Source organism: Lactobacillus sp. PSON (assembly GCF_052615405.1).
Genome location: NZ_JBQXFW010000003.1, coordinates 141,643 through 164,426 on the forward strand (window position 1 = coordinate 141,643; position 22,784 = coordinate 164,426).

The window sequence follows — 22,784 nt, forward strand, 5'->3', positions numbered from 1 at the left end:
TATCTATATTATTAATGTAAGGAAGTAACAAATGTAATAAGTCCAAAAATAATTCCAGGGAAATTGGCTACAAAAAGGGGCCAATCTTTTTTCTTCTTCAATATTGCATAAAGAACCCAAATTAAACAATTAATTGCAGCTACCAATGGTTGAATAGGGCTACCATAATTGCCATGTAGGTTGTTTATAATTTGAGGAATATAAGAAATGTACATCAAGATAGATAATACAGATCCAATACGTCCAATTGTCAAGACTGTTTTTTCATCTAAAGAATTTAATTTTTTCAAAAAATGCCTCCTTGGTAAGGCATTGTAGCGCAAATTCAAATATAAAGCAAAAAGAATATATAATTTAAATAATATTGAATATAGTTTTAGTATGTAAAATAGTAATTATATTTTAAATATAAACTATATTTAGCATTGCATATTTTTATCACTTGAAAGTCAATAGTAGATAATTTATAATGTTAAAAATGACCGACGGTCAATTTTGGAATGAGGTATATTAATGGCAAATGTTTTAACTGATGCAGAAAAAGAAAAAAATGCTGCTAAAATTGCAAAAGTAGCTATTAAATTATTTAAAGAAAGTTCTTATAATCAAATTTCAATGAATCAGATAGCAAAAAATGCAGGATTATCAAAAGGAACTCTATTTAATTATTATAAAAATAAAGAAGATTTATTTATGACGCTTCTTTTGGTAGGATATCAAGAATATTTTGTTGAATTATACGAAAGATTAAAACAAAACCCTTTAAAAAGCAAAAAAGATTTGGAAATCTTTTTAATTGGTGAAGTGAGTAATCTAATAAAGAATTATTCATCTCTTGTAAGACTAAATGCCTTGCGTGGACCAATTTTCGAAGGAAAAGCAAATTTAAGTCGAACTAAACTTCAAAGAAAGAAGTTATATCAACGAAGTGACGAAGTAAGTAATTTGATTAATAAGCAAATTGGGCAAGTTGATACTGAGGAATTAAATCATATTTTTGTAATTCAAAGTGCAATTATCAGTGGAATGCTTAATTTGGCTGGTTTAGAGGACTTTAGAGGAAAGCCGACTGGTCAAAGCTTACCATCTTTAAATATAGATGTTACTAAAGAAGCAACAGAAGTATTTAAAAGTTACTTAAAAGATAAACTGAGAGGAAAAAATGAAACAAAAGAATATTAGAAATTTTGCAATTATTGCTCATATTGATCATGGAAAATCGACTTTATCTGATCGAATCATGGAAATGACAAAAACTATCAATAAACGAGAAGCAAGTGATCAACTTTTGGATAGTATGCAAGTTGAACAAAAACATAATGTAACGGTAAAAGCAAGAAGTGTTCGTAACATTTATCAAGCCAAAAATGGTCAGAAATATGAATTTAATTTAATTGATACTCCCGGGCATGTAGATTTTTCATATGAAGTTTCTAAATCTCTTTCAGCAAGTGATGGAGTGATCTTATTAGTTGATGCAACTAAAGGCGTGCAAGCTCAAACTGTAGCTAATTTTAAATTAGCTAAAAAATTGAATTTACCAATAATTCCAGTAATTAATAAGATTGATACTCAAGCAGCTCAAATAGAAAAAACCACTCAAGAAATACTGGCATTGGATCCACGGTTTAAAGATGAAACAATTTATAAAGTTTCTGCTAAAAGTGGTAAAAATGTCGATGAATTATTAGAAGCAATAGTAAATAAGATTCCTGCGCCTACCGGAAATAACTCTCACTCTTTAAAGGCAATTATCTTTGATTCTGAATATAATTCGTATAAAGGAATTATTGCCCATATTCGAATTGTTGATGGACAAATTGAGAAAAATCAAAATCTAAAGTTAATGGCTAAAAATGAAAAAATCACCAATGCAAAAATAGGGATTTTTACACCTAATATGCAAGAGACTGACTTACTTACATCTGGGGAAGTAGGATATGTGGTTACAGGTTTTAAAGATCCTGAAAAAGTCCGCGTTGGAGATACAATTACTAATTTGGAAAAACCTGCATCTAAACCTCTTCCAGGTTATCAACCAGCAAAGTCAATGGTATTTGCTGGAATCTATCCCAAAAATAGTGATTATAAAGATTTGAAGAATGCAATTGAAAAATTAGCCCTTAATGATCCATCCTTTCATTATAAAGAAGAAGTTTCAGAGGCCTTAGGGAGTGGATTTCGTTGTGGATTTTTAGGTGAATTTCATTTACAAATTATTCGAGAACGTTTAAAAGATGAGTATAAGTTAGATGTTCTAGTTACAGCTCCTAATGTATCTTATAAAGTATTTTTGAAACAAGAAAATGGTCAACTTATTGAAAAAGAAGTAAATAATCCAGTTGATTTTCCTAGTTTTGAAAAGATTGCTTATGTTAAAGAACCATATATGAAGATTAAAATTACTACTCCTAGCCAGAGCGTCAGTGCAATTATGAAATTAGTAGAACAAAATATGGGGGAATTGCTGGATATGGGCAATGAGGAAGACTTGGTAAAATTATTCTATAAAGTTCCTCTATTTAAGGTAGCTAATGGATTTTTTAATGAATTAAAATCAGTCTCTCATGGGTATGCAAATTTAGATATGAAATTTTTAGATTATGAAACTAATGACTTGGTTAAAGTAGAAGTTGATGTAAATTACTCCAATGTAGATGCATTGTCATTTATTATTCATCGTCAAGATGTAGCTGAAATGACTCAAGAGTTAGTTCATAAATTAAAATATACAATGCCTAAAAAACTTTATCCTACTCCTGTTCAAGCGATTGTTGAAGGAAAAGCAGTTGCGAGAATAGATGTTCCACCATTAAGAAAAAATGCAGCAGTAAGTGGTGAAAAACAAAGTATTTCTAAAAAACAGGCTTTATTAAGACGACAAAGTTTAAATAAGAGAAGAGCAGCTCATGAAAAAATAGAGTTACCACAAGAAGTATTTAATGTTTTGCTTGAAATTTAAAGTATAAATATATTGAAAAAGCAATAGTTTTGATATAAAAGTGCGTATTCCCCTTATAGTTTGGTATAATACGGAGGTATCGTTTCTTAGAATATAATTAATTTCAGGAAACTTATTATAATATTTCAATTAAAAAGGGGAATGAAAAATGCAAAAAAAGAAGTTAAAAAAGCTTCTTCATGCGCGCAAGGAGTTTAAATCTAGTACAAATAGTGTAAATAATTCAAATCAAGAAGAATATGATTATCAAATTGATGATAAATTAAAATTAAATTTTGTTACTATCAATCAAATTAAATCAGATGGAATGACAGCTTCTTTTAATAAAGTAAGAAGACAAAATACAAAAGAAGTTTTAAATAAATATAATCACCCAGATTCTCAACATATTAGATTAAAACCATACTATGACTCCGGAACTTGGCTTCATTGGATTGGGGTACTTAGCGATTTAACTTTACCTAATGCTATCAATAATTTAACTGGAGAAGTTTTATTAGATAAATTAACGACAGGTGATAATCAAGAATTATTAGATTATCATGTTTGGTTAAATTTAGTAAATGTAAAATATATTCAAGGTGGAAATCAAAAGATTGGTATTGGAGATATTGTACAAGGTTTTAGTAAAATTAAACGCTATAGCGGTAATAAATATGGATTAGATACTACTGTAATTGTAAAAGCAGGTATTTATAAAGGCGTGGACAAACCAGACATTTTGGTAAGTAATTATGATCGTCAAGATGATTGGGTACTTGAAATTGATAATTCAACTGCTGGTCAACGTGCTTGGAATAAATATGAAGAAAGTCAAAATAAAGAAGACCTAGTTAATGAACCTGGACATGTTGAAGCACGTTTTCAACCAAGTCGTTATGAAAAATATCGTGACCGCTTACAAGAAACGGAACGTGAAACTTCAGAAGAAGTTTTACCATTAATTAGCCCTAAAGAAACTGAATATCATGCAGAAGTTGAAAAAATTTATATTGCAAAAGGAACTAAGCCAGGACAACCCAAAAATATGCCTAAGCTTCGTTTAAAAAATATTACCAATCCGCATGGTAGATTAATTATGCCTGTAGTTGATTTGCCTTATATTGAAGAAGCACGAAAAATGGGAGAAGTGGTTCCCGGAGATATTGTTTTATTCCATAGTTCACAAAACCCAACAATGCCAAATGGTTTTGGTATGATGACGCAGTTTAGAATTGGAACTCGTCCTTCAAAGCATTCGTTTATTCCACTTCCAGAATGCAATCCAAATACTTTCCTAGGATATATTATGTGGCTTCATCCAACTGAAGATAATATTCCAGAATTGGTTCTTAATTATCAAACATGGGCTCTTACTCATGGTATTCATGTTGAAGAAATTAAAGAGCAACTTGAAAAAGAAAAGCCAACACATGATTTAACAGAGCAAGAATTAGCTGAAAAGTTAGGAATTTCAGCAGGAAGAATTTATAATGTATTCCGTCAAGGTGTGATTAAGCCAGTTGAAGTTAATAATGCAGTAAGGACATATGGTCCAGATGTTTGGAATATTTTTGTTGACTTGTTATCCGCTCAAGATAATGAATCTGCGCAAAGAGTTAAAGAAAAGTATGATCTTTACACTACTATGGATATTTCTCATTTGGTCAATATTCCTGAAGAACAAATTATTGATAAAATTAGAACTAGTTCATATCAACCACTTAACGGCTGGCACTATAAAGTAAATCTGTATGGTCCTAACGTTTACAAAATGTTTAAAACTAGCCAAACTGCTAAGAGTTTGCTTCCTCCACGTCAAAATATCCGCATTACTAAAGAAATTCCGCGTGATGTCAGCTATGTAGATAAGTTTGAAGAAACTGCTAAAAAGGAAGAAAAGAAAGAACAAATTGTTCAAAAGTCTAAAGCAGTTAAGCAAGAAACAAAAGAAATTGCGAAAACATCTGAAGCTGATAAAGTTGAAATTAGACCAGCTGAAATTGTTAAATCTGAAAACATACCAGAAAAAGAATTAGAAGTTCAAACACCAAAAACTGACTCTAAGATTAAGTTTGTTACTAAGGCAGATCGTCGCCCAGTAATTGAAATTCCAAATAATAAAGTTACTACTGTAAGTCCATCAAAGAAAATTCCAGTTAATAAAAAGGCAAAGTTACATACTGAAGAAGAAAAGGTTGAGACAGTTCCAACTAAAAATCTTGAAGAAATTAATTCTACAGGAAATATTATTATTCAGCTTACTACTTTTGATGGAATTTATTACAATGATAAGTTTGAAAATTTCAAAGAAGCAAAAGAATATATTTCAAGCACCGCAAGTAGTAAATGGGAAAATCACTTCATAACTGCTAAAAATGCTAAAACCGGTGAAGAAGAAATGTTATCAACCAAGGTTATTATGGCTGTTAAAGTCAAGGATTAGTATTAGAAATACCATATAAATTATAAATATTTAGTATTTAATACATCTCATTCATATGAGGTGTATTTTTTATATTATATATTTTTAAAATATTCATAATATTAATAATATTTATAATTGCATTATTTTTAATAAAACTCATCATATTTCTTTTGTTTACAGTAAAACAATGTAACCGTTTACCAATAAATGTGGTATTCTGATAAGTGAAAAAAGAAGTATATATAAATAGAAAGAGCAAAATTATGAAAACAGTAAAATTATTAAAATCACCTTTTGAATATAAAGCTCCAACATTGAACAATGATCATGAAGTAGTTCATTTTTTTGATTCTGTACCATTTTATGAACCGACAAAATTGAAAAATTTACCAACTCTTGCTAAAAAGTTAAATGTTAACCAAATTATGGTTAAAGATGAAAGTAGCCGCTTTGGAATTAATTCATTTAAGGGTGCAGGTGGCTTATATGCAATGGCATGTTGCATTGCTGAAAAAGCTGGTCTTGATGTAGACAATATTACTTATGATGAGCTTATGAAGCCTGAAGTCAAAAAAGTTGCAGAAAAAATTACTTTTTATACCGCAACCGATGGCAACCATGGTCGAGGAATTGCTTGGAGTGCAAGCAAATTAGGAACTCACGCCGTAATTAAAATGCCATATGGGTCACAAGAAGTTCGAGCCGAAAATATTCGTAAAATTCAAAATACTAGTGTCGAAATTACAGATAAAAATTATGATGATACGGTCAAAGAAGTTCGTGAATTATGTGCTAATGATCCTAATGGTATTATGATTCAAGATACTGCATGGCAAGGATATGAAAAGATTCCTGGTTGGATAGTTAAAGGATACAGCTTAATTGTTGATGAACTATTACATCAAATGAAAGAAACACCAACTCATATTTTTTTGCAAGTTGGTGTTGGTTCTCTTGCTGCTGGAATAATTAAGGGTTTAGAAGAACGAATGACTCCTGAAGAAATGCCAATTATTACAATTGTGGAACCAGAAAATGTAGCTTGCTATTATCTTTCTGCTGAAGAAGATGATGGAACTCGTCACAGTATTCACGGTAAGACAAGAACAATGATGGCAGGTTTAAATTGTCAAACACCAAGTATAGATGCATGGCCAGTGATTAAAGATAGCGCAAAGTTTTATGGAACAATTAGCGAAGATGTGGATGCACAAGGTATGGATAGACTATCTCATCCTTTAGGAAATGACCCAAAAGTTATCTCAGGAGAGTCAGGGGCTGCTAGTTTTGCTTATGTTTACGAAATTTTATCAAATAATGAATTATCAAATTTACGTAAAAAACTAGGTATTGATAAAGATTCTAGAATTATAGTATTAAGTACAGAAGGAGATACAGATCCAAATAACTATCGTAAAATTACGAGCGTAGAAAGTAAATTTAAGTAAAATAAAATTTTAATTTAATAATTAATTTACTATAATTGAACTATAACTTGAAAAATATGTTAAACTATTTTGTTAAATAGAGATTACGAATTTGTAAAGAAAGTGTTAATACGTAAGCATTTCTTAATATATTTGAAGCACAATCTCTGTTACAATTAAGAAAAGAAAGATATTAATATTTTCGAGGGAGTTATATCTATAATGAAAAAGAAATTTGGTATTACTGCTGCTGCCATTTTAGCAGCTATCTCATTATCAGCTTGTTCTAATAGTAATCAATCGAGTTCAAGTTCAAGTCAATCAAAGTCAACTAGTGCTCAAGTTGAAAAGAAGTCAAGTTCAACCTCTACTTCATCAAGTTCAACTTCATCATCTAATTCTGTTTCAAGTTCTTCTACTACCAATAGTAGTGCTTCATCAAGTTCATCATCTAAAGCAAATGAACCTTCTTCACAAGCACCTAAGAGTAGAATGAGTCAAATGACTGCTAAGTTACATAAGGCTCTTCCAGGAATGCTTTTACCAACTAAAGATGGTTTAGGAGCAGGTAGTGACAATTTAAATGTTCGCTATACTAAGTCTAATGATACTAATACTGTTTACTACAGTGTTGGTAATTCTCCAGCAGACTTTAATGCGGCTAGCGTAAAAAATGAAAAGCCATTTGCAGTACTTACTCAAACTAAAAATGGCGATGCTGATAGCATCATTAACTATATGCCAGCTGAAAGTGGCTTACCAACTGTTAACTTAGATTCAAATACTAAGGCAACCAGCCAAGGAGCTGCAGGTTCTAAGTATATCCAATGGAACAAAGGTAAGTGGTCATATGTTGTTAAGGGCAATAGCCAACTAAAGCAAGATCCAACAGGTCGTGCAAAGTCAGTTTTGGCACTTGTTAATGAATATGGAATTCCAAACACTACAAGTCATGGTAGTTTAAATGTAGTTATGGGTGATAGCGTAGGTTCACTTAATACTACTATTGCTTGGCAAGATGGAAATAGTGTTTACAAGTTAGAAGCACATGATACTGAAACTGCATTAAAAATGTTAAATAGTTTGAAGTAAAGATTTTAACTTACTTACAAAAAATCAGAAATAACTGTTGACAGGGATAATTTTACCGGTTATAGTTTAATTATAAATTTTAGCAAAAGGAGATGAAGAACATGTTGGTACGTAATATTAAATTGCAAAAGCAAAATACTGTATGTTGTTGCACTAGCTGCAATTTATTTGTCATGCCCAACGTGCGACACATCTCTACAAGTATTGAAATCTAATTAAAATTAATTAGATTTAATATAAGTTAACGAGCTGTATTCCAAGTTGGGATACAGCTCGTTTTTTTGCTGTTAAAAATTAAAAAGGAGAAATTTATCATGAAGTTTAAGACATTTGTTGCAAGTATGGTTACTGTTTCTACCGCTTTGGTACTTGCAGCATGTGGTAGTAATTCTAATTCAAGTAGCGGTGAAGCTAAGACGCTTAATTTAAGTACTACGGCTCCCCTTGATACGATTGATATTAGTAAGTCAACAGGTTATGGTCAAACTGGAAACGTATTTGAAAGTTTTTATAGATTAGGAAAAAACGGTAAGCCAACCGCTGGTCTTGCTAAAAGTGGAACAGTTTCAAAAGATGGAAAAACTTGGACTTTTAAATTACGTAATGCTAAATGGTCAAACGGTGATCCGATTACCGCACAAGACTTCGTATATTCATGGCGTCGCAGCCTTGATCCAAAAACCGCTTCACCATATTCATATCTTTTTAGTGGAGTTAAAAATGCTGATCAAGTTGCAAGTGGAAAATTGATGCCTAGTGCGGTTGGAATTTCTGCTCCTAATAAAGACACTGTAGTAGTAAAGTTAAATAGACCAATCGCTTATTTCAAAGTATTAATGGCTTACCCATTATTTGGACCACAAAACGAAAAAGTAGTTAAAAAGTATGGTAAAAAATACGCCACTAAAGCAGAATACCAAGTATACTCTGGACCATTTAAAATTAAGGGATGGAACGGAACCAATGATACATGGTCATTTGTAAAGAATAATCAATACTGGGATAAAAAAGTTGTTAAACTTAATAAGATTAATTATCAAGTAGTGAAGTCTAACAATACCGGTTATCAAATGTATCAGCAAGGAAAGCTTGACCTTACGCCATTATCAAGTGAACAGGTTAAAAATTTAAAGAGTAATAAAGATTTCACTACTTACCCATATTCATTAGTTAGATTTTTAATGTATAACTTTAAAGATAATAACCCTGTTAACAAAAAAGCATTAAATAATCGTAATATTCGTTTAGCTTTATCACTTTCAATTGATAGAAATATTGTAACTAAGAAAGTTTTAGGAAATGGTTCAACTTTGCCAACTGGATTTGTAGCAACTGACTTAGCTCATGATCCTTCTATTGGAGAAGATTTTGCGAAGCAACAAGCTGTAAAAAATACCGTCGAGTATAATCCAACTTTAGCTAAGAAGTATTGGAAGCAAGGTCTAAAAGAAATTGGTGAAAAGCAATTAACTTTTAACTTATTATCCTCAAATGATGAAGCAGATAGTGAACAACTTACCCAATATTTACAGTCTCAATGGACTAAGGAACTTAAAGGTGTAAAAATTAATGTAACTAATGTTCCTGATAAGTCAACTACTAGTCGTGCACAAGAAGGAGACTTTGATATTTATCTTTCTCATTGGGGTGGAGACTTTAATGATCCAATGACTTTTATGCAAATTCCAAAAACTGGAACTTCTTATAATTATGGTAAATGGTCAAATAATGATTATGACCAATTAGTTAAAAATGCTGGTGACCGCGACGCAAATAATGGCAATAAACGTTGGAATGATTTAGTTTCTGCAGCAAAAATTGTTAATAAAGAACAAGCTATTACTCCAATTTATCAACAAACTACAGCTTACTTGCAAAAACCTCGAGTTCATGGCGTAATTCATAATACTGCAGGAACTCAATGGAGTTACAAATATGCTAGCGTAGACTAAAATATATTTAATTAAAAGAAGGTAAATGTATTAATTAACATTTATCTTCTTTTTTAATGTATTATTGCATATTAGTTAAATTCATTAATATATGCAGTTTTTCTATAAAAAATAGTTATAGTAATCAATAATTAATAAGTTTTTAACATTATAGAATATTTAATTTAAACTATAAATAGTTAGCTGAAGAAAGGAAAATTTTTATATGTCAAATTTAAAATTAACAACAGAGTGGGACAAGACTTTTCCAAAAAGTGATAAAGTAAATCATCGTAAGATAACTTTTCATAATCGATATGGAATTGAATTAGCAGCAGATATGTATACTCCCAAAGATATAAATGATAAGATGCCAGCAATTGCAGTTAGTGGTCCTTTTGGAGCAGTTAAAGAGCAAGCCTCGGGTCTTTATGCACAAACTATGGCTGAAAATGGCTTTATTACAATTGCTTTTGATCCATCATATACCGGAGAAAGTGGTGGAAGTCCTCGTTATATGGCTTCTCCAGACATTAATACTGAGGATTTTCAAGCTGCGGTTGACTTTTTAAGCACACAAGATAATATTGACCCAGAAAAAATTGGTATTATTGGAATCTGTGGTTTTGGTGGAATGGCTTTAAACGCAGCAGCACTTGATACAAGAATTAAAGCGACAGTTACTTCAACCATGTATGATATGAGTAGAATTAATGCAAATGGTTACTTTGATGAACAAGATTCAGAAGAAAACCGCTATCAAAATAAACTAGCATTAAATAAACAACGAACTCTCGATTATAAAAAAGGAACATATAAGCGTGCTGGTGGAGTAGTCGATCCATTACCAGAAGATGCACCATTCTTTGTTAAAGATTACCATGACTATTATAAAACAAGTCGAGGTTATCACCCTCGTTCAGTCAATTCAACTGATGGCTGGAATGTAATTGGTACGATGTCATTTATCAATCAACCGATTTTGCAATATAGTAATGAAATCAGAAGCGCTGTTTTAATGATACATGGTGATAAAGCTCACTCATATTACTTTTCAAAAGATGCTTATAAAAATATGATTAATGAAAGTAAGTATACTGATAATAAAGAATTTTTAGCTGTGCCAAATGCAGTACATACTGATTTATATGATGGTGGAAAAAATCACGTTATTCCATTTGATAAAATGATTGAGTTTTTTAATAAGTATTTATAATAAAAATCGATTTGAAGCAATTCATATGTTAAACATGAGTTGCTTTTTTAATAAAAAATAGTTCACTCAATATTAGAGAATTTAAATGACGATTTGTGGTAAAATTAATACAAAAGTATATTGGAACGAGTGAGTTATGGGAAAATGTAGAAAAGAATTTATTTGGCTTTTGATTGAATTTCCGGATAATCATAAAGAATGGTATTGTGTAAGTCGCGTTTTAAGAGAAGCTTTGTTTGCTGAAAGAACGGTAAACCAATTCTGGAAAAATACGATGATCGGTAATTATATCACAGTTTCAATTAGTCGTTATATCAATGGCCGTGCTCGACTAAAAGTAGGAAAAGTTACTAAGATACGTATTTTACATTATGGATCTAAAGATTATCATTGGACTAGAAACCAGTTCGTTACCCCTGAACATTTAAAAAACTATTCAGATGCATTTAATTATTTAAAGCATAACTATACTTGGTACAATAAGTTAGCGATTGCCGTATCGTTGTATTATTGGCATAATGAATTACTTAGAAATCAAAATAGACAAATGAAAAAGAAGATTCGTCATCTTCGGTATTTATTGAGAAAACGATCACAAAAATAAAGCAGATGTTCACATATAGAAGTGAATATCTGCTTTTTTAATATTTATTTTAAACTAGAAACTGGATAAATAGTGTAATCTGCTCGATAAGCAAATAAGCGATGACCATCAATTACGAATTGAGTAGCGTTTTTCATATCACTCTTATGAATTGAGACATGTTTTCCAGCAAATACTGCAATTGGCATTCCAAGCTGACTTCTAATCATAACTACCTTTTCTTGACCATTCCAATCGTTTTTAAAATCTTGATACATTGTATTTAAAAGTGGAACTGCAAAATTTTGATCTTTAATTTTAACATGTTTATTAAAGAGATCTTCATAATTTTTAAGTCCTTCATAAGCAATTAAAGTTGAACCAACATGTGTCATACGATTGTGTCCATAGTCAACATCAATTACGCTTGATTTTTCACTGCCACCAGTGTCTTTTTGAGACATTTTTTTATCGGTGTGAATGTTGACTGACTTAGCTTTGATCTGATCAATTTTTTGACCATTTGAATCATAAGTTGAAACGGTTAATGGCAATGCACCGATTTTTGATCGCATAGAAAGTTCCCAATTTTCAATGTTGCTACATGCGCTAAGACCAATTGTCAATAAAACTAAACTTAAAAGTAATGCTAATTTCTTTTTTAATTTCATAAATTGTTGCCCTCTCTTAAAAGCTTTATAGGTTGATTGTAGCATATATTAGAAACATAACATTAAGAGAAGTGATTTTTCTATAAAAATATAAATTAATGAGTATTAGTGTTATACTAATAATAGTTTATTTAATTTGTGAAAAATGTAAAATGTTTATTTGTATAAATATATTTATATAACTTTTGAGAAATATAGATCATTGATTAAAAATCAATGGTCTTTTTTTATTGTAAGTGATATCATTTATTTAAACAAAAAAACATGGTTAATTAATTAGGAGGAACAAATGAAATTTGGAATACCGATAAAATTACATTCTAAGTCTGAAAAAGTAGGTAATATTGTAATTAATATTGATTATGATGCTAAAGTTTTATCTTTGATTAAACATGGACTTCAACAAGTAAATCCTGAATTATTTGAAGAATTGTACTTAAAACCAACTCAAAAGTTATTTACAACTAGTTTATATTTTCCAAATTCAAAGTTTACCAAAGACAAAATTATATTAAATGAAAAGGGAGAAATGAAGCTTTTCTTTTCAACAGATGATACTTACTTAGGATTAAACTATTACAATGCATTTGTTAAATTGAGTCATGATAAGAATCTTACCTTTGGACCAAATTTAAACGCGGATATTGGCAAGTTATATATAATTGAATTAAAACCTATCATAAGTAATAATATTATATTTAAAACCATGTCACCATTAGTATTACGTGATGAAAAGGGCATGTTTATCTCTTGTGATAATGAAAATAAAATTGAAGCATATAATATTGCCCTTAGAAGAAATACTTTGACTAAACTTGAAAATAAACCAGAATTACAATCTATGGTAAAAGATTTAACTTTTATCCCAATTAAAACTCGGAAAACTGTTCGTAAATCTTTCAATACTATGGTGGAGTGTACAGTTGGAACTTTTATGCTTAAAGGGAATCCTGCTTTATTAACATTTTTGGAGAATACTGGTTTAGGCGAAAAAACTGGAACTTTTAGCGGGATGATTTCTCCGGTATAGAAAGGTAATTGAAAAAATGGAAGAAGTTAAAACTAATACATTAAAGTCAATTAAATTTAGTACAAATAGTTGGCTTGAAAATGCGGGTATTGTAGGATTAACTAGGATTTTATCTAAAGAAGATTATAAAATTAACGAAACAGCTTTAATAGTCAAATCTACTGCTTTGAATAGTTTTGCAGATAGATATTTTAAATATTTTATTAATAAATATGGAAAATATACTCGTTTTCAACGTATTTTATCTATGGAACTAGTATTAAAAACCTGGCAAGATAATGACTATGAGGAATTTAATCAAGAAAATCTAAATCAGTTAACGGATTGGTTCGATAATACTTTAAAATATTCGATAAATAGTAAATCTTACGTTAAAGTGATAAAGTTTATCAACTCAGACTTTGATGTAATTAATAAGACAAAAGCTTGTAGCAAGTTAATTAAAACGTTGAAGAAGAAAAATGAGTTAACCAAAAGATATGATGAAACACTTAATACTCTAAAGGAATTAATTCCACAATTATTAGAAATAATTGACTATTTTAAGACTCCAATTTCTAAAAAGTATTTCCCTGCTAAAACATTAAGTTATCTTGTTATTAGAAATGCATGGGATGGGGTATCCTTTTTAAATCCGCAAGCTAAGAATTTGGATTTTTATGATGATTTTCAACATTATTTTGTTGATCCAGTAAAAGAATATTTAAATAGAGATACTGAAAAAGACAAGTATACGTGTTCAAATTGTAATCGTACTATGCCGAAACAGACATATTCTTATGGATTTTTAAATGGGATGGGATATGACTTAAATCGAAAGACAAGTAATGCTTGGAACTTTACGAATGACTTGTATATCTGCCCAATTTGCCAATTATTGTATGTAACTGTAAGCGCTGGATTTACTTATAATATGGGAAATAGGGGTATTTTCATTAATGATGATAGCAGAATTGAAGAACTAATTAAAAAAAATGATAGTGTTCTCGATGAAATGACCATAGATATGGAAAATAATGCCTATGCAACACCATATCGTGCATTTTCTGCTAATTTTGAAAAAGCTGCTGTAACTCGGCAAAAAAATATAATGAGTAATATTCAGCTCATAAGTTTTGATAATGAAAAGTATTCTTTTCAAATAGTTCCCACAATTGCTTCTAAAGTATTCACACTTATTAGTGAAAACAAGTTGCATAATGGAAAAAGTATTTTAGAATCTTTGTATTTTGCTGGTATTAAAGGTTATAAAGAAATTAATTACTATAGTATTTTTGATGAAGTTGTGCGAAGATTATTAAATAGTACGGGATTAATTGATTTAGTACATGTAATGGAATTAATGAAATTAAGCGATCCATCTAGTTGCAGATATAATAATTTCCACATTATGGCAGTTTTGCAGATAAATGAAGAATTTATAAACCAACTTAATTTAAAAAAAGGAGAATACAGTATGAGTATTGATATGGGAGAATTTAGTAAGGTTAGAAGCTATGGTATAGCAATTCGTAAGGGCTATGACAACCCCAACAAAGCCCAAACATTAGCATATAGAATGTTAACAGCATTAAAAGCTAATAATCATCAGCAATTCTTAAATTTACTATTAAATGCCTATATGTATTTAGGCAAAATAGTACCTAAAGAGTTTATTAATAATCAAGAAGATGATAAGGCTTTTGAAGAATATGGCTATGCTTTTGTTGCAGGACTTATTGGAAATGTAGATGAATTAAAAGGAGAAAATTAAAATGACTAAACAAGGATTAACATTAACAGCTATTTTTCAAGCTTCAAGTGCAAACTACGGTGAAAGTTTGGGTAATGTGTCGTCTTTAAAGAAACTTACTAGAAATGATGGTCAACAATATACCTATATTTCAAGACAAGCTTTGAGATATAACATTATTGAACAGCTAGGAGAGCCAGTAGCAACACTTTCTACTGATGGAAGCGGAGATAAAAAAGTTATTCAGTTTGCTAAGGATGCTTCAATAAAAGATTATCCAGAAATTGACTTTTTTGGTTATATGAAAACAGAAAAAGGCAATAACTCGAAAGTTCGCTCTGCTAAAGTTCGTTTATCCAATGCTATTAGTCAAGAACCATATAGAGGTGATATGGATTTCTTAACTAATATGGGTTTGGCTAGTCGTATTCGAAAAGCAGAAAAAGATAATTCGATTAGTAATAGTATTGCTCAGTCTGAAATCCAAGATGCATTCTATTGTTACACACTTACTATTGATTTAGATCAAATTGGTATTGATGAAAATGATGGTACGAATTTAGATAACGGAGAAAAAAATCGCCGAGTAGCAAAATTATTATCTACTATTCAATATCTTTACCGTGATATTCGTGGTCGTCGTGAAGATTTGAAGCCTTTGTTTATTATTGGAGGGGTTTATAATATTAAGAATCCTATTTTTGAAAATGCTGTAAATATAAAAGATAATCAAGTTGATATTGAAGCAATTAAGAGTTTATTAGATGATAAAGAGATTGCAGATAATACTGAAGTAGGACTAATGGATGGAATCTTTAAGAATAGTAATAAGATTAAAGAAGACTTAAGTGCTATTAGTGTTGCTAAATTTATGAATAAGCTTAAGAAGGAAGTTGCAAATTCTTATGGTGTTAAAAGCAATTAAATTAACTATTCATCAAGAAACAGCAAATTATCGAGTACCTAATAGTCATTTGTTTAGAGAAAGTTATCCACTTCCACCTTATTCTACTGTTATAGGAATGATTCATTATTTGTGTGATTTTAAGTCATATCATGAAATGAAGTTAAGTATTGGTGGAGACTATGCATCTACGGTTAGTGATATGTATACTCGATATGAATTTAAAAATGGTTATAAGTTTGACTCTAAACGTCATCAATTGGATGCTGAAGGCTTTGGTGTTAGTCGTGGGATTGGATACACGCAACTTTTAGTTGATGTAAATTTGGTCATTCATATTGTCCCAGATAATCAAAATGAAGTTGATGAAATATATCAAGCGTTAAAGTATCCTAAAGAATATCCTAATCTTGGTCGTCGAGAAGACTTAGTAAATATTACAAGTATAAAAGTAGTAGATTTAAAGAAAAAGAAATTAGATGAAGATTTTCAAGTAAAGAAAACTTACTATGTTAGTTTCCAACCAGATGATAATGCAATGTATGGCAATGTTGATGTAAATGGACATGGAACTTATTACAATATTAATAAAACTTATAAATTAATTCCGCTAAAACGTAAGCAACATTATCGCAAATGGAAAAAAGTTCATGTACTGTACGCTTCTGATATTTATTTATTAAAAGATAAAGTATTTCTTTTTGATAATGAGGGAGAGCCTGTCTTTTTAGCATGATGGAATTTTTAGCAAAATCAAATGGAGAAACTTTAATTGATCATACTAATAATTTGCTTAGTCAGTTAAAAATTTTGAAAAATACATATCCTGAGATTTTAACTAGGTCTGATTGGGAGTTATTACAGCTAGCCTGCGCATATCATGACTTAGGTAAAATTAATGATAAGTTCCAAGAAAAAATACGCAAAAACAAATGGCATATAGATGGTGAAATTCCTCATGGATTGCTCAGTATTACCTTGATTCCTGCAAAAGACTTAGAAGGAAAATTTTCTGAAGAGCAAATTTGGGTTTTAATTAATTCAGTAGCAAGGCATCATAAAAGAGATTTTAAAGAAATAGACAAAAAAGATATTGATTCTTTAAAACCTTTAGAAAAAAATTAGCTAATGAAATAGACAAATTAAAAATTCCGGTAGAATTACAAATTCCTGAAAATGTAAGTCGTACATATTTTAACTTTCAATCACAACTGACACTTGAAAATGAGTTAAAAAAGCCTGGTGCAGATGAATTAAAAATACGTCATAAGTTTGACGAATATGTAAAAATTAAAGGTCTGCTTAATCGTTTAGATTATGCTGCTTCGGGCCACTATAAAGTTGAGTCATCTCCAAGAGTAATATTATCTCAAAATATTTTGCAACATTGGAGAAAATCTGAACCTCAGGCTAATTGGAATGAAATGCAGAAATGGACTTTCAAACATCAAGATGAAAGTATTATTGTTATTGGTCAAACAGGATTAGGTAAAACAGAAGCTGCTTTAAGATGGTTAGGAAATGGAAAGTCATTTTTCGTATTACCTTTAAAGAGTGCAATAAATGCTATTTATCATCGAATTAAGAATGTTGTCTTTAACAATGAATCATATAATTCACTTGGATTAATACATTCTGACATGGTTTCTAAAGCTATTGCTGAATTTGGTAATCAGAATAACTATAGTGACTTTCAAAAATATATTGAAGAAGAAAAACAATGGTCAAAACAATTGTCCATTGCTACTCTAGATCAAGTTTTTTCTTTTGTTTATCATTATTCTAATTATGAACCTAAGATGGCAACTTTAGCTTATTCTAAAGTAGTAATTGATGAAATACAAATGTATTCTCCTACATTGTTAGCATATATTATATATGGTCTAAAAGAAATTCAAAGATATGGTGGAAAGTTTGAAATCATGACGGCAACTTTGGCCCCATTCATATTAGATTTGTTGAATATACATGGATTAAAATTTACAATGCCTGAAAAACCATTTTTAGATTCAAAAATTAACCATCGTCATAATGTAAAAACTATCCATGCTCAGTTAGAATCGAAAGATATTTTAGAAAAAGCTCAAGGAAAGAAAACATTAGTAGTTTGCAATACTGTTCAGAAGGCTAATAAGTTATATTTAGAACTAAAAGAAGTAGGTGTTGATGTTCACTTAATTCATAGTAGATTTATTAGAAAAGATCGCAGTATAAAAGAAAACGAAATTATTCATGCAGGCAAAACGACCAATCATAATTTAGAAGTTTGGATTGGCACTCAAGTTGTAGAAGCTTCTTTAGATATTGACTTTGACTTATTACTGACAGAATTATCAGAACTAAATGGATTATTTCAGCGAATGGGACGTTGTTATCGTAAACGAAACTATAAAGGAGAAAATCCCAACGTTTATATTTTTGATGGTGGTAATAAGGCTACTTCAGGGATTAAGAGAGGACAGCATTCTATAGTTGATTGGACAATGTTCAGCATAAGTAAAAATGCAGTTAAAAATTTGAATGGTGTTTTAACAGAGCAAGATAAGATTAATTTAATTAATACGAACTATACTAGTGAAAAAATTTCAGTAGATGATGATAATTTTATTAGTAGAATTGAAAATTCAATTAAGTATTTACAAGATATTGAAGAAACGGAACTTATAAAGAAAGATATAGTTTCTAGATTTAGAGGAATTAATAATGTTGATGTAATTCCTGAGCAAGTGTACTTAGATAATAAGGTTGAAATTACAGATAAGTTGATTCAACTTGATCGTAATAAACAAAAAATAAGAGTTTTATATAAGAACGAAAACAAAAATTCAAATGATATTACAAAGTTGAAAATAGAAAATTTAAAACTAAAAAATTATTTAAATTCTATGACTGTAAGTTTTCCTGTTTATCTACTTGATAAAAGTGAAATAATTAAAAATAAAGATTTACAAGAACTGGGATATATTATTCTAGCTAAAGTTTTTAACTATAATTCAGAAACTGGGTTATCTTTGAATAAGTCAAAAGAGGAAGAAGATGATAATTTTATTTAAAGTCTGTCGATGTCCAATAAGTGAATTATACCTGTAGTTAGACAGATGCTATAAACACTACTGTAAAAGGATTTGGTGGAGAATCTAAAAATTATAGTATATTTTTTAGTTAAATTAGACAGATAGACAGAAATAGGTCTATAATTGTTGAGGTAGCAGGTAAAAATTAGCTTATGGTTTTTATTTAACCTAAGAGGAATGTAAATCCTAACTATTTAGTACAATTCATGCTGAGATTCTTGTTTTTATTTAACCTAAGAGGAATGTAAATTACGCATCAGATACAGCCTTGAGCTGGTCAGCAGTAGTTTTTATTTAACCTAATTTTATTTAACCTAAGAGGAATGTAAATACGGGTTGACCGGGAACACTGAAACTATATTTCACGTTTTTATTTAACCTAAGAGGAATGTAAATGAATTTAATGCTGATAACATAGCACGATGTTTAGGGTTTTTATTTAACCTAAGAGGAATGTAAATATTAAGGCTTACTACACAACTACAACTGAAGATGACGTTTTTATTAACCTAAGAGGAATGTAAATCTTTTTAGACTTTCAAAGCGTACACTGCAGGGGTATGGTTTTTATTTAACCTAAGAGGAATGTAAATCCTAACTATTTAGTACAATTCATGCTGAGATTCTTGTTTTTATTTAACCTAAGAGGAATGTAAATTCATAAGATAGCTAGGAAAAATTTTATTAAAGAAAAGTTTTTATTTAACTTAAGAGGAATGTAAATTTGAGTAATTTAAGCCTTTCTGGATCCTTCTCTTTGTTTTTATTTAACTTAAGAGGAATGTAAATCACGCACGAGTAACTGATATTGCAAGTGATAAGTCGTTTTTATTTAACCTAAGAGGAATGTAAATATCACGAGCATTAAAAAGAATTCCAGCTTCATCAAGTTTTTATTTAACCTAAGGAAAATTCTATTTATTATACTATAGTATAGTTATTCGTAATTTTCTTAATATTGTGCAATAATTATATGTAAGCGCATTATGATATGCTATGAAAAGAAGGCGAATACAAAAGTGCGAGTTACGGGAAATATGGTAAATTACTATTTTGTTTGTAAAAGAAAGTTATGGCTATTTACTCATCAAATTCAATTTGAAGAGACTAGTCAAAAAGTTCAACTTGGAAGCATACTTGATAAAACGAGTTATGTAAATGAAGGTCTTCACCATGTTGCCATGGACAATCAAATAAATATTGATTTAATCCAAAATTGGCAAACTGTTCACGAAGTAAAGAAAAGTAATGCTATTGAACCAGCATCTTTCTGGCAATTAAAGTATTACATCTATTATCTACGTAAAAAGGGAATAAATATTTCGAAGGGGTTATTAGATTATCCTTTACTTAAAAAGTGTGTGAAAGTTGATTATACAGATGACGACCGAAAGCAAATGGAAAAATATATTGCAGATATAAAATATATTTGTGAGCAAAAAAAGCCCGAAAAGCCCCACCTTATGCCAATATGTAAGTCATGTGCATTTTATGAGTACTGTTTTTCTAAGTGAGATAAATTATGGAAGATTATTATTTATTTTCAAGCGGAAAACTCGAAAGAAAAGATAATACTATCAGAATGGTTAAAGATGATGGTAAATATAAAGACTTAAAAATAGAAGTTACAAGAGATATTTATATATTTGGTAAATTACAAGTGAATACAGATTGCTTAAATTATTTATCACAAAATAAAATTCCAATTCACTTTTTCAACTATTATGGTTATTATACAGGCTCATTTTATCCTCGAGAACAGAATGTATCTGGTACCTTGTTAATTAGACAGGTGATGGCTTATGAAAATAGTACAAGACGATTATATTATGCTAAGAAGTTTGTGCTGGGAGCTACACAAAATTTGCTTAGAAATTTAAAATATTATAATCGAAAAAAATTTAATTTAAAGTCTTATATTGATAATATAGAAGAGCTCCAGAGAAAAATAAATAGTGTACAAGATATTAAAGAATTAATGGGATTAGAAGGTTTAATTCATAAGTCATATTACAGTGCATGGAATACCATTTTTAATGGAAAGGCAGATTTTACTAAACGTATTAGGCGACCGCCAGATAATATGGTTAATACATTGATTTCTTTTTTAAATACATTAATGTATACAACTTGTATATCAGAAATTTACGTCACGCAACTTAATCCGACAATCAGTTATCTTCATACCACTATGGAACGTCGATTTTCGTTGTGCTTAGATATATCAGAAATATTTAAACCACTTATTGTAGATAGATTGATTTTTTCTTTGATTAATAAAAAAATAATTACTGAAAAAGATTTTGAGCAAAAATCTAATTACTGTTATTTAAAGAATAAAGGAAAACAAAAAGTTTTACGTGAATATGATAATTATTTAAAAAATAAAATACATCATCGCACCTTACACCGAAAAGTTTCGTATCGCCATTTGATTAGATTAGAATGCTATAAATTAATTAAATCTTTGATTGAGGGTGAAGTTTATGAACCCTTTAAAATTTGGTGGTAATTAATTATGTATATAATATTAGTATATGATATTTCATCAGAAGACAAAGTAGGAGCAAAAGTTTCTCGTCATATTTTTAAAATATGTAAGAAATATCTAAGTCATGTCCAGAAATCAGTTTTTGAAGGAGAATTAACAAAAGCACAGTTAGAAAAATTAAAATCAGAACTTGATAACTGGCTTCGTAAGGATATTGATTCAGTTATTATTTTTAAGAATAATAATAAAAAATGGTTGAAAAAAGAATTTATAGGTGTAGATTTGAGTGAATTAACTGATAACTTCTTTTAAACCAATAAAAAAGGAAGGCTACATTAGCCTTCCTTTTTTATTGAATATGAGTGATATAAGCTTTTAGCAATATTTAGAGGTGAATCTTGCTAAAATACATAATATGAATTAAATAAAAATATGGAATATATCTGAAAAGATATGGGAATTGAAGAGTTACTATATTAGTAGCTCCAAATACTATTTTAACACCTTTTTTAAAAAATGGTAGCGCTTTTAAGACTTATTATTAAAAAAATTGATAATTAAGTGTTATGCTGAAAGTGTATTCAAGACGTTAAAAAAGGAGATCATTATGAAACGAATAGGTATTATAGGTGCCTCAGGCATGGCAGGCAGTGCAATCTTCAAAGCTGCCGAAGAAAATTCAGATTTAAGCCCAGTTGGAATTATTAGAAATGAAAAGAAAGCTCATGAAGTATTGGGTGATAATGTTGATTTAATTTCTGGTGATATTCTTGATATGCCAGAAAGTATGCTCAACAAATTTGATGTAATAGTAGATGCATTTGGTACTACGCCAGATAATGCTGCTGCTCATATTCGTTTAGCTAAAAAATTAATCAGCATTGCTCGTAGAAATAATATTAGAGTAATTTTCATTTTAGGTGCAGGTAGTCTTCATACTGGAGAAGATCACCACAGAGTAGTTGAAGATATTAAAGCTCTTCCAGGTTCAGATGCTTGGATTAATACACCAGTAGAACAATTAAAAGAACTTGAATACCTTGAAGAAGTTGATGATGCTGATTGGTTGGGCATTTCTCCTGCAATGCAGTTTGAAGCAGGTCCTGCAACTGACTACATTTTGGGCAAAGATGAACTTCTTTATAATGATAAAGGCGATTCAAAGCTTACTTCAGGAACAATGGCTGAAGTTGTGATTAAAGAAATAATTAAGCCAGAACATTCAAGAGAAAGAATTACTATTGCTAATAAATAACTAGAAAGA

General features: G+C 29.8%; 20 protein-coding genes and 1 CRISPR repeat array. Of the genes, 18 read left to right on the forward strand and 2 right to left on the reverse strand.

From position 1 onward, the window contains the following. Nucleotides 1-11 precede the first annotated feature (11 nt). Nucleotides 12-290, reverse strand: coding sequence for a SemiSWEET family transporter (locus ACTHPI_RS02515; protein WP_445352606.1), 279 nt, complete (start codon nucleotides 288-290; stop codon nucleotides 12-14). Between the two features lie 223 nt (nucleotides 291-513). On the opposite strand from ACTHPI_RS02515, the gene ACTHPI_RS02520 reads away from it, so the two are divergent. The 8 genes from ACTHPI_RS02520 to ACTHPI_RS02555 all read left to right on the forward strand — a co-directional run bounded on the left by ACTHPI_RS02520 (nucleotide 514) and on the right by ACTHPI_RS02555 (nucleotide 11,639). Continuing rightward, nucleotides 514-1,182 (forward strand): TetR/AcrR family transcriptional regulator, encoded by a 669-nt coding sequence (locus tag ACTHPI_RS02520; RefSeq protein ID WP_445352607.1) that lies wholly within the window; start codon nucleotides 514-516, stop codon nucleotides 1,180-1,182. Beyond that, entirely contained in the window at nucleotides 1,163-2,962 is a 1,800-nt protein-coding gene (gene lepA / locus ACTHPI_RS02525) for a translation elongation factor 4 (RefSeq protein ID WP_445352608.1), read from the forward strand. The genes ACTHPI_RS02520 and lepA overlap by 20 nt, the downstream gene beginning before the upstream one ends. Nucleotides 2,963-3,110: 148 nt before the next feature. Beyond that, nucleotides 3,111-5,387: a helix-turn-helix domain-containing protein gene (locus ACTHPI_RS02530; protein ID WP_445352609.1), complete on the forward strand. Its 2,277-nt coding sequence runs from the start codon at nucleotides 3,111-3,113 to the stop codon at nucleotides 5,385-5,387. Between the two features lie 245 nt (nucleotides 5,388-5,632). Continuing rightward, a complete protein-coding gene (locus ACTHPI_RS02535; RefSeq protein ID WP_445352610.1) occupies nucleotides 5,633-6,817 on the forward strand; it encodes a diaminopropionate ammonia-lyase in 1,185 nt (394 codons plus the stop codon). Between the two features lie 201 nt (nucleotides 6,818-7,018). Continuing rightward, nucleotides 7,019-7,888, forward strand: coding sequence for a hypothetical protein (locus ACTHPI_RS02540; RefSeq protein ID WP_445352611.1), 870 nt, complete (start codon nucleotides 7,019-7,021; stop codon nucleotides 7,886-7,888). Nucleotides 7,889-8,202: 314 nt separating this feature from the next. Then, nucleotides 8,203-9,840 (forward strand): peptide ABC transporter substrate-binding protein, encoded by a 1,638-nt coding sequence (locus ACTHPI_RS02545; protein WP_445352612.1) that lies wholly within the window; start codon nucleotides 8,203-8,205, stop codon nucleotides 9,838-9,840. A 205-nt stretch (nucleotides 9,841-10,045) separates the two neighbouring features. After that, complete coding sequence (locus ACTHPI_RS02550; RefSeq protein ID WP_445352613.1) at nucleotides 10,046-11,035, forward strand: alpha/beta hydrolase; 990 nt, start codon at nucleotides 10,046-10,048, stop codon at nucleotides 11,033-11,035. A gap of 136 nt (nucleotides 11,036-11,171) precedes the next feature. Beyond that, complete coding sequence (locus tag ACTHPI_RS02555; RefSeq protein ID WP_445352614.1) at nucleotides 11,172-11,639, forward strand: DUF7679 family protein; 468 nt, start codon at nucleotides 11,172-11,174, stop codon at nucleotides 11,637-11,639. A gap of 44 nt (nucleotides 11,640-11,683) precedes the next feature. On the opposite strand, the gene ACTHPI_RS02560 is transcribed toward ACTHPI_RS02555, so the two are convergent. Beyond that, entirely contained in the window at nucleotides 11,684-12,289 is a 606-nt protein-coding gene (locus ACTHPI_RS02560) for a DUF5052 family protein (protein WP_445352615.1), read from the reverse strand. A gap of 289 nt (nucleotides 12,290-12,578) precedes the next feature. Here ACTHPI_RS02560 and cas6 point away from each other — a divergent pair, with 289 nt between their 5' ends. The 10 genes from cas6 to ACTHPI_RS02610 all read left to right on the forward strand — a co-directional run bounded on the left by cas6 (nucleotide 12,579) and on the right by ACTHPI_RS02610 (nucleotide 22,775). Next, a complete protein-coding gene (gene cas6, locus ACTHPI_RS02565; protein ID WP_445352616.1) occupies nucleotides 12,579-13,319 on the forward strand; it encodes a CRISPR-associated endoribonuclease Cas6 in 741 nt (246 codons plus the stop codon). Nucleotides 13,320-13,335: 16 nt separating this feature from the next. After that, entirely contained in the window at nucleotides 13,336-15,072 is a 1,737-nt protein-coding gene (cas8a1, locus tag ACTHPI_RS02570) for a type I-B CRISPR-associated protein Cas8b1/Cst1 (protein ID WP_445352617.1), read from the forward strand. A 1-nt stretch (nucleotide 15,073) separates the two neighbouring features. Beyond that, nucleotides 15,074-15,976, forward strand: a complete 903-nt coding sequence (gene cas7i / locus ACTHPI_RS02575) for a type I-B CRISPR-associated protein Cas7/Cst2/DevR (RefSeq protein WP_445352618.1) — start codon at nucleotides 15,074-15,076, stop codon at nucleotides 15,974-15,976. Next, complete coding sequence (gene cas5b / locus ACTHPI_RS02580; protein ID WP_445352619.1) at nucleotides 15,957-16,691, forward strand: type I-B CRISPR-associated protein Cas5b; 735 nt, start codon at nucleotides 15,957-15,959, stop codon at nucleotides 16,689-16,691. The genes cas7i and cas5b overlap by 20 nt, the downstream gene beginning before the upstream one ends. Next, entirely contained in the window at nucleotides 16,688-17,080 is a 393-nt protein-coding gene (locus ACTHPI_RS02585; RefSeq protein ID WP_445352620.1) for a CRISPR-associated endonuclease Cas3'', read from the forward strand. Before cas5b ends, ACTHPI_RS02585 begins: the two co-directional genes overlap by 4 nt. A gap of 299 nt (nucleotides 17,081-17,379) precedes the next feature. Beyond that, nucleotides 17,380-19,008, forward strand: coding sequence for a CRISPR-associated helicase Cas3' (cas3, locus tag ACTHPI_RS02590; RefSeq protein ID WP_445352621.1), 1,629 nt, complete (start codon nucleotides 17,380-17,382; stop codon nucleotides 19,006-19,008). A 176-nt stretch (nucleotides 19,009-19,184) separates the two neighbouring features. Beyond that, nucleotides 19,185-19,883: a CRISPR direct-repeat array (repeat unit 30 nt; unit sequence GTTTTTATTTAACCTAAGAGGAATGTAAAT). A 165-nt stretch (nucleotides 19,884-20,048) separates the two neighbouring features. Next, nucleotides 20,049-20,543 (forward strand): CRISPR-associated protein Cas4, encoded by a 495-nt coding sequence (cas4, locus tag ACTHPI_RS02595; RefSeq protein ID WP_445352622.1) that lies wholly within the window; start codon nucleotides 20,049-20,051, stop codon nucleotides 20,541-20,543. 8 nt (nucleotides 20,544-20,551) lie between these two features. Then, nucleotides 20,552-21,541: a type I-B CRISPR-associated endonuclease Cas1b gene (gene cas1b / locus ACTHPI_RS02600; protein ID WP_445352623.1), complete on the forward strand. Its 990-nt coding sequence runs from the start codon at nucleotides 20,552-20,554 to the stop codon at nucleotides 21,539-21,541. 6 nt (nucleotides 21,542-21,547) lie between these two features. Continuing rightward, the gene (cas2, locus tag ACTHPI_RS02605) at nucleotides 21,548-21,832 is read left to right on the forward strand and encodes a CRISPR-associated endonuclease Cas2 (RefSeq protein ID WP_445352624.1); all 285 of its coding nucleotides are present in this window, start codon (nucleotides 21,548-21,550) and stop codon (nucleotides 21,830-21,832) included. A gap of 295 nt (nucleotides 21,833-22,127) precedes the next feature. Continuing rightward, nucleotides 22,128-22,775: an NAD(P)-dependent oxidoreductase gene (locus ACTHPI_RS02610; protein WP_445352625.1), complete on the forward strand. Its 648-nt coding sequence runs from the start codon at nucleotides 22,128-22,130 to the stop codon at nucleotides 22,773-22,775. Nucleotides 22,776-22,784: the final 9 nt, after the last annotated feature.

Bases quoted from the DNA above. Each gene is read 5' to 3' on its own strand.
- ACTHPI_RS02520 (WP_445352607.1), top strand. From the start codon at position 514: ATGGCAAATGTTTTAACTGATGCAGAAAAAGAAAAAAATGCTGCTAAA.
- lepA (WP_445352608.1), top strand. From the start codon at position 1,163: ATGAAACAAAAGAATATTAGAAATTTTGCAATTATTGCTCATATTGAT.
- ACTHPI_RS02530 (WP_445352609.1), top strand. From the start codon at position 3,111: ATGCAAAAAAAGAAGTTAAAAAAGCTTCTTCATGCGCGCAAGGAGTTT.
- ACTHPI_RS02535 (WP_445352610.1), top strand. From the start codon at position 5,633: ATGAAAACAGTAAAATTATTAAAATCACCTTTTGAATATAAAGCTCCA.
- ACTHPI_RS02540 (WP_445352611.1), top strand. From the start codon at position 7,019: ATGAAAAAGAAATTTGGTATTACTGCTGCTGCCATTTTAGCAGCTATC.
- ACTHPI_RS02545 (WP_445352612.1), top strand. From the start codon at position 8,203: ATGAAGTTTAAGACATTTGTTGCAAGTATGGTTACTGTTTCTACCGCT.
- ACTHPI_RS02550 (WP_445352613.1), top strand. From the start codon at position 10,046: ATGTCAAATTTAAAATTAACAACAGAGTGGGACAAGACTTTTCCAAAA.
- ACTHPI_RS02555 (WP_445352614.1), top strand. From the start codon at position 11,172: ATGGGAAAATGTAGAAAAGAATTTATTTGGCTTTTGATTGAATTTCCG.
- ACTHPI_RS02560 (WP_445352615.1), bottom strand. From the start codon at position 12,289: ATGAAATTAAAAAAGAAATTAGCATTACTTTTAAGTTTAGTTTTATTG.
- cas6 (WP_445352616.1), top strand. From the start codon at position 12,579: ATGAAATTTGGAATACCGATAAAATTACATTCTAAGTCTGAAAAAGTA.
- cas8a1 (WP_445352617.1), top strand. From the start codon at position 13,336: ATGGAAGAAGTTAAAACTAATACATTAAAGTCAATTAAATTTAGTACA.
- cas7i (WP_445352618.1), top strand. From the start codon at position 15,074: ATGACTAAACAAGGATTAACATTAACAGCTATTTTTCAAGCTTCAAGT.
- cas5b (WP_445352619.1), top strand. From the start codon at position 15,957: ATGGTGTTAAAAGCAATTAAATTAACTATTCATCAAGAAACAGCAAAT.
- ACTHPI_RS02585 (WP_445352620.1), top strand. From the start codon at position 16,688: ATGATGGAATTTTTAGCAAAATCAAATGGAGAAACTTTAATTGATCAT.
- cas3 (WP_445352621.1), top strand. From the start codon at position 17,380: ATGCAGAAATGGACTTTCAAACATCAAGATGAAAGTATTATTGTTATT.
- cas1b (WP_445352623.1), top strand. From the start codon at position 20,552: ATGGAAGATTATTATTTATTTTCAAGCGGAAAACTCGAAAGAAAAGAT.
- cas2 (WP_445352624.1), top strand. From the start codon at position 21,548: ATGTATATAATATTAGTATATGATATTTCATCAGAAGACAAAGTAGGA.
- ACTHPI_RS02610 (WP_445352625.1), top strand. From the start codon at position 22,128: ATGAAACGAATAGGTATTATAGGTGCCTCAGGCATGGCAGGCAGTGCA.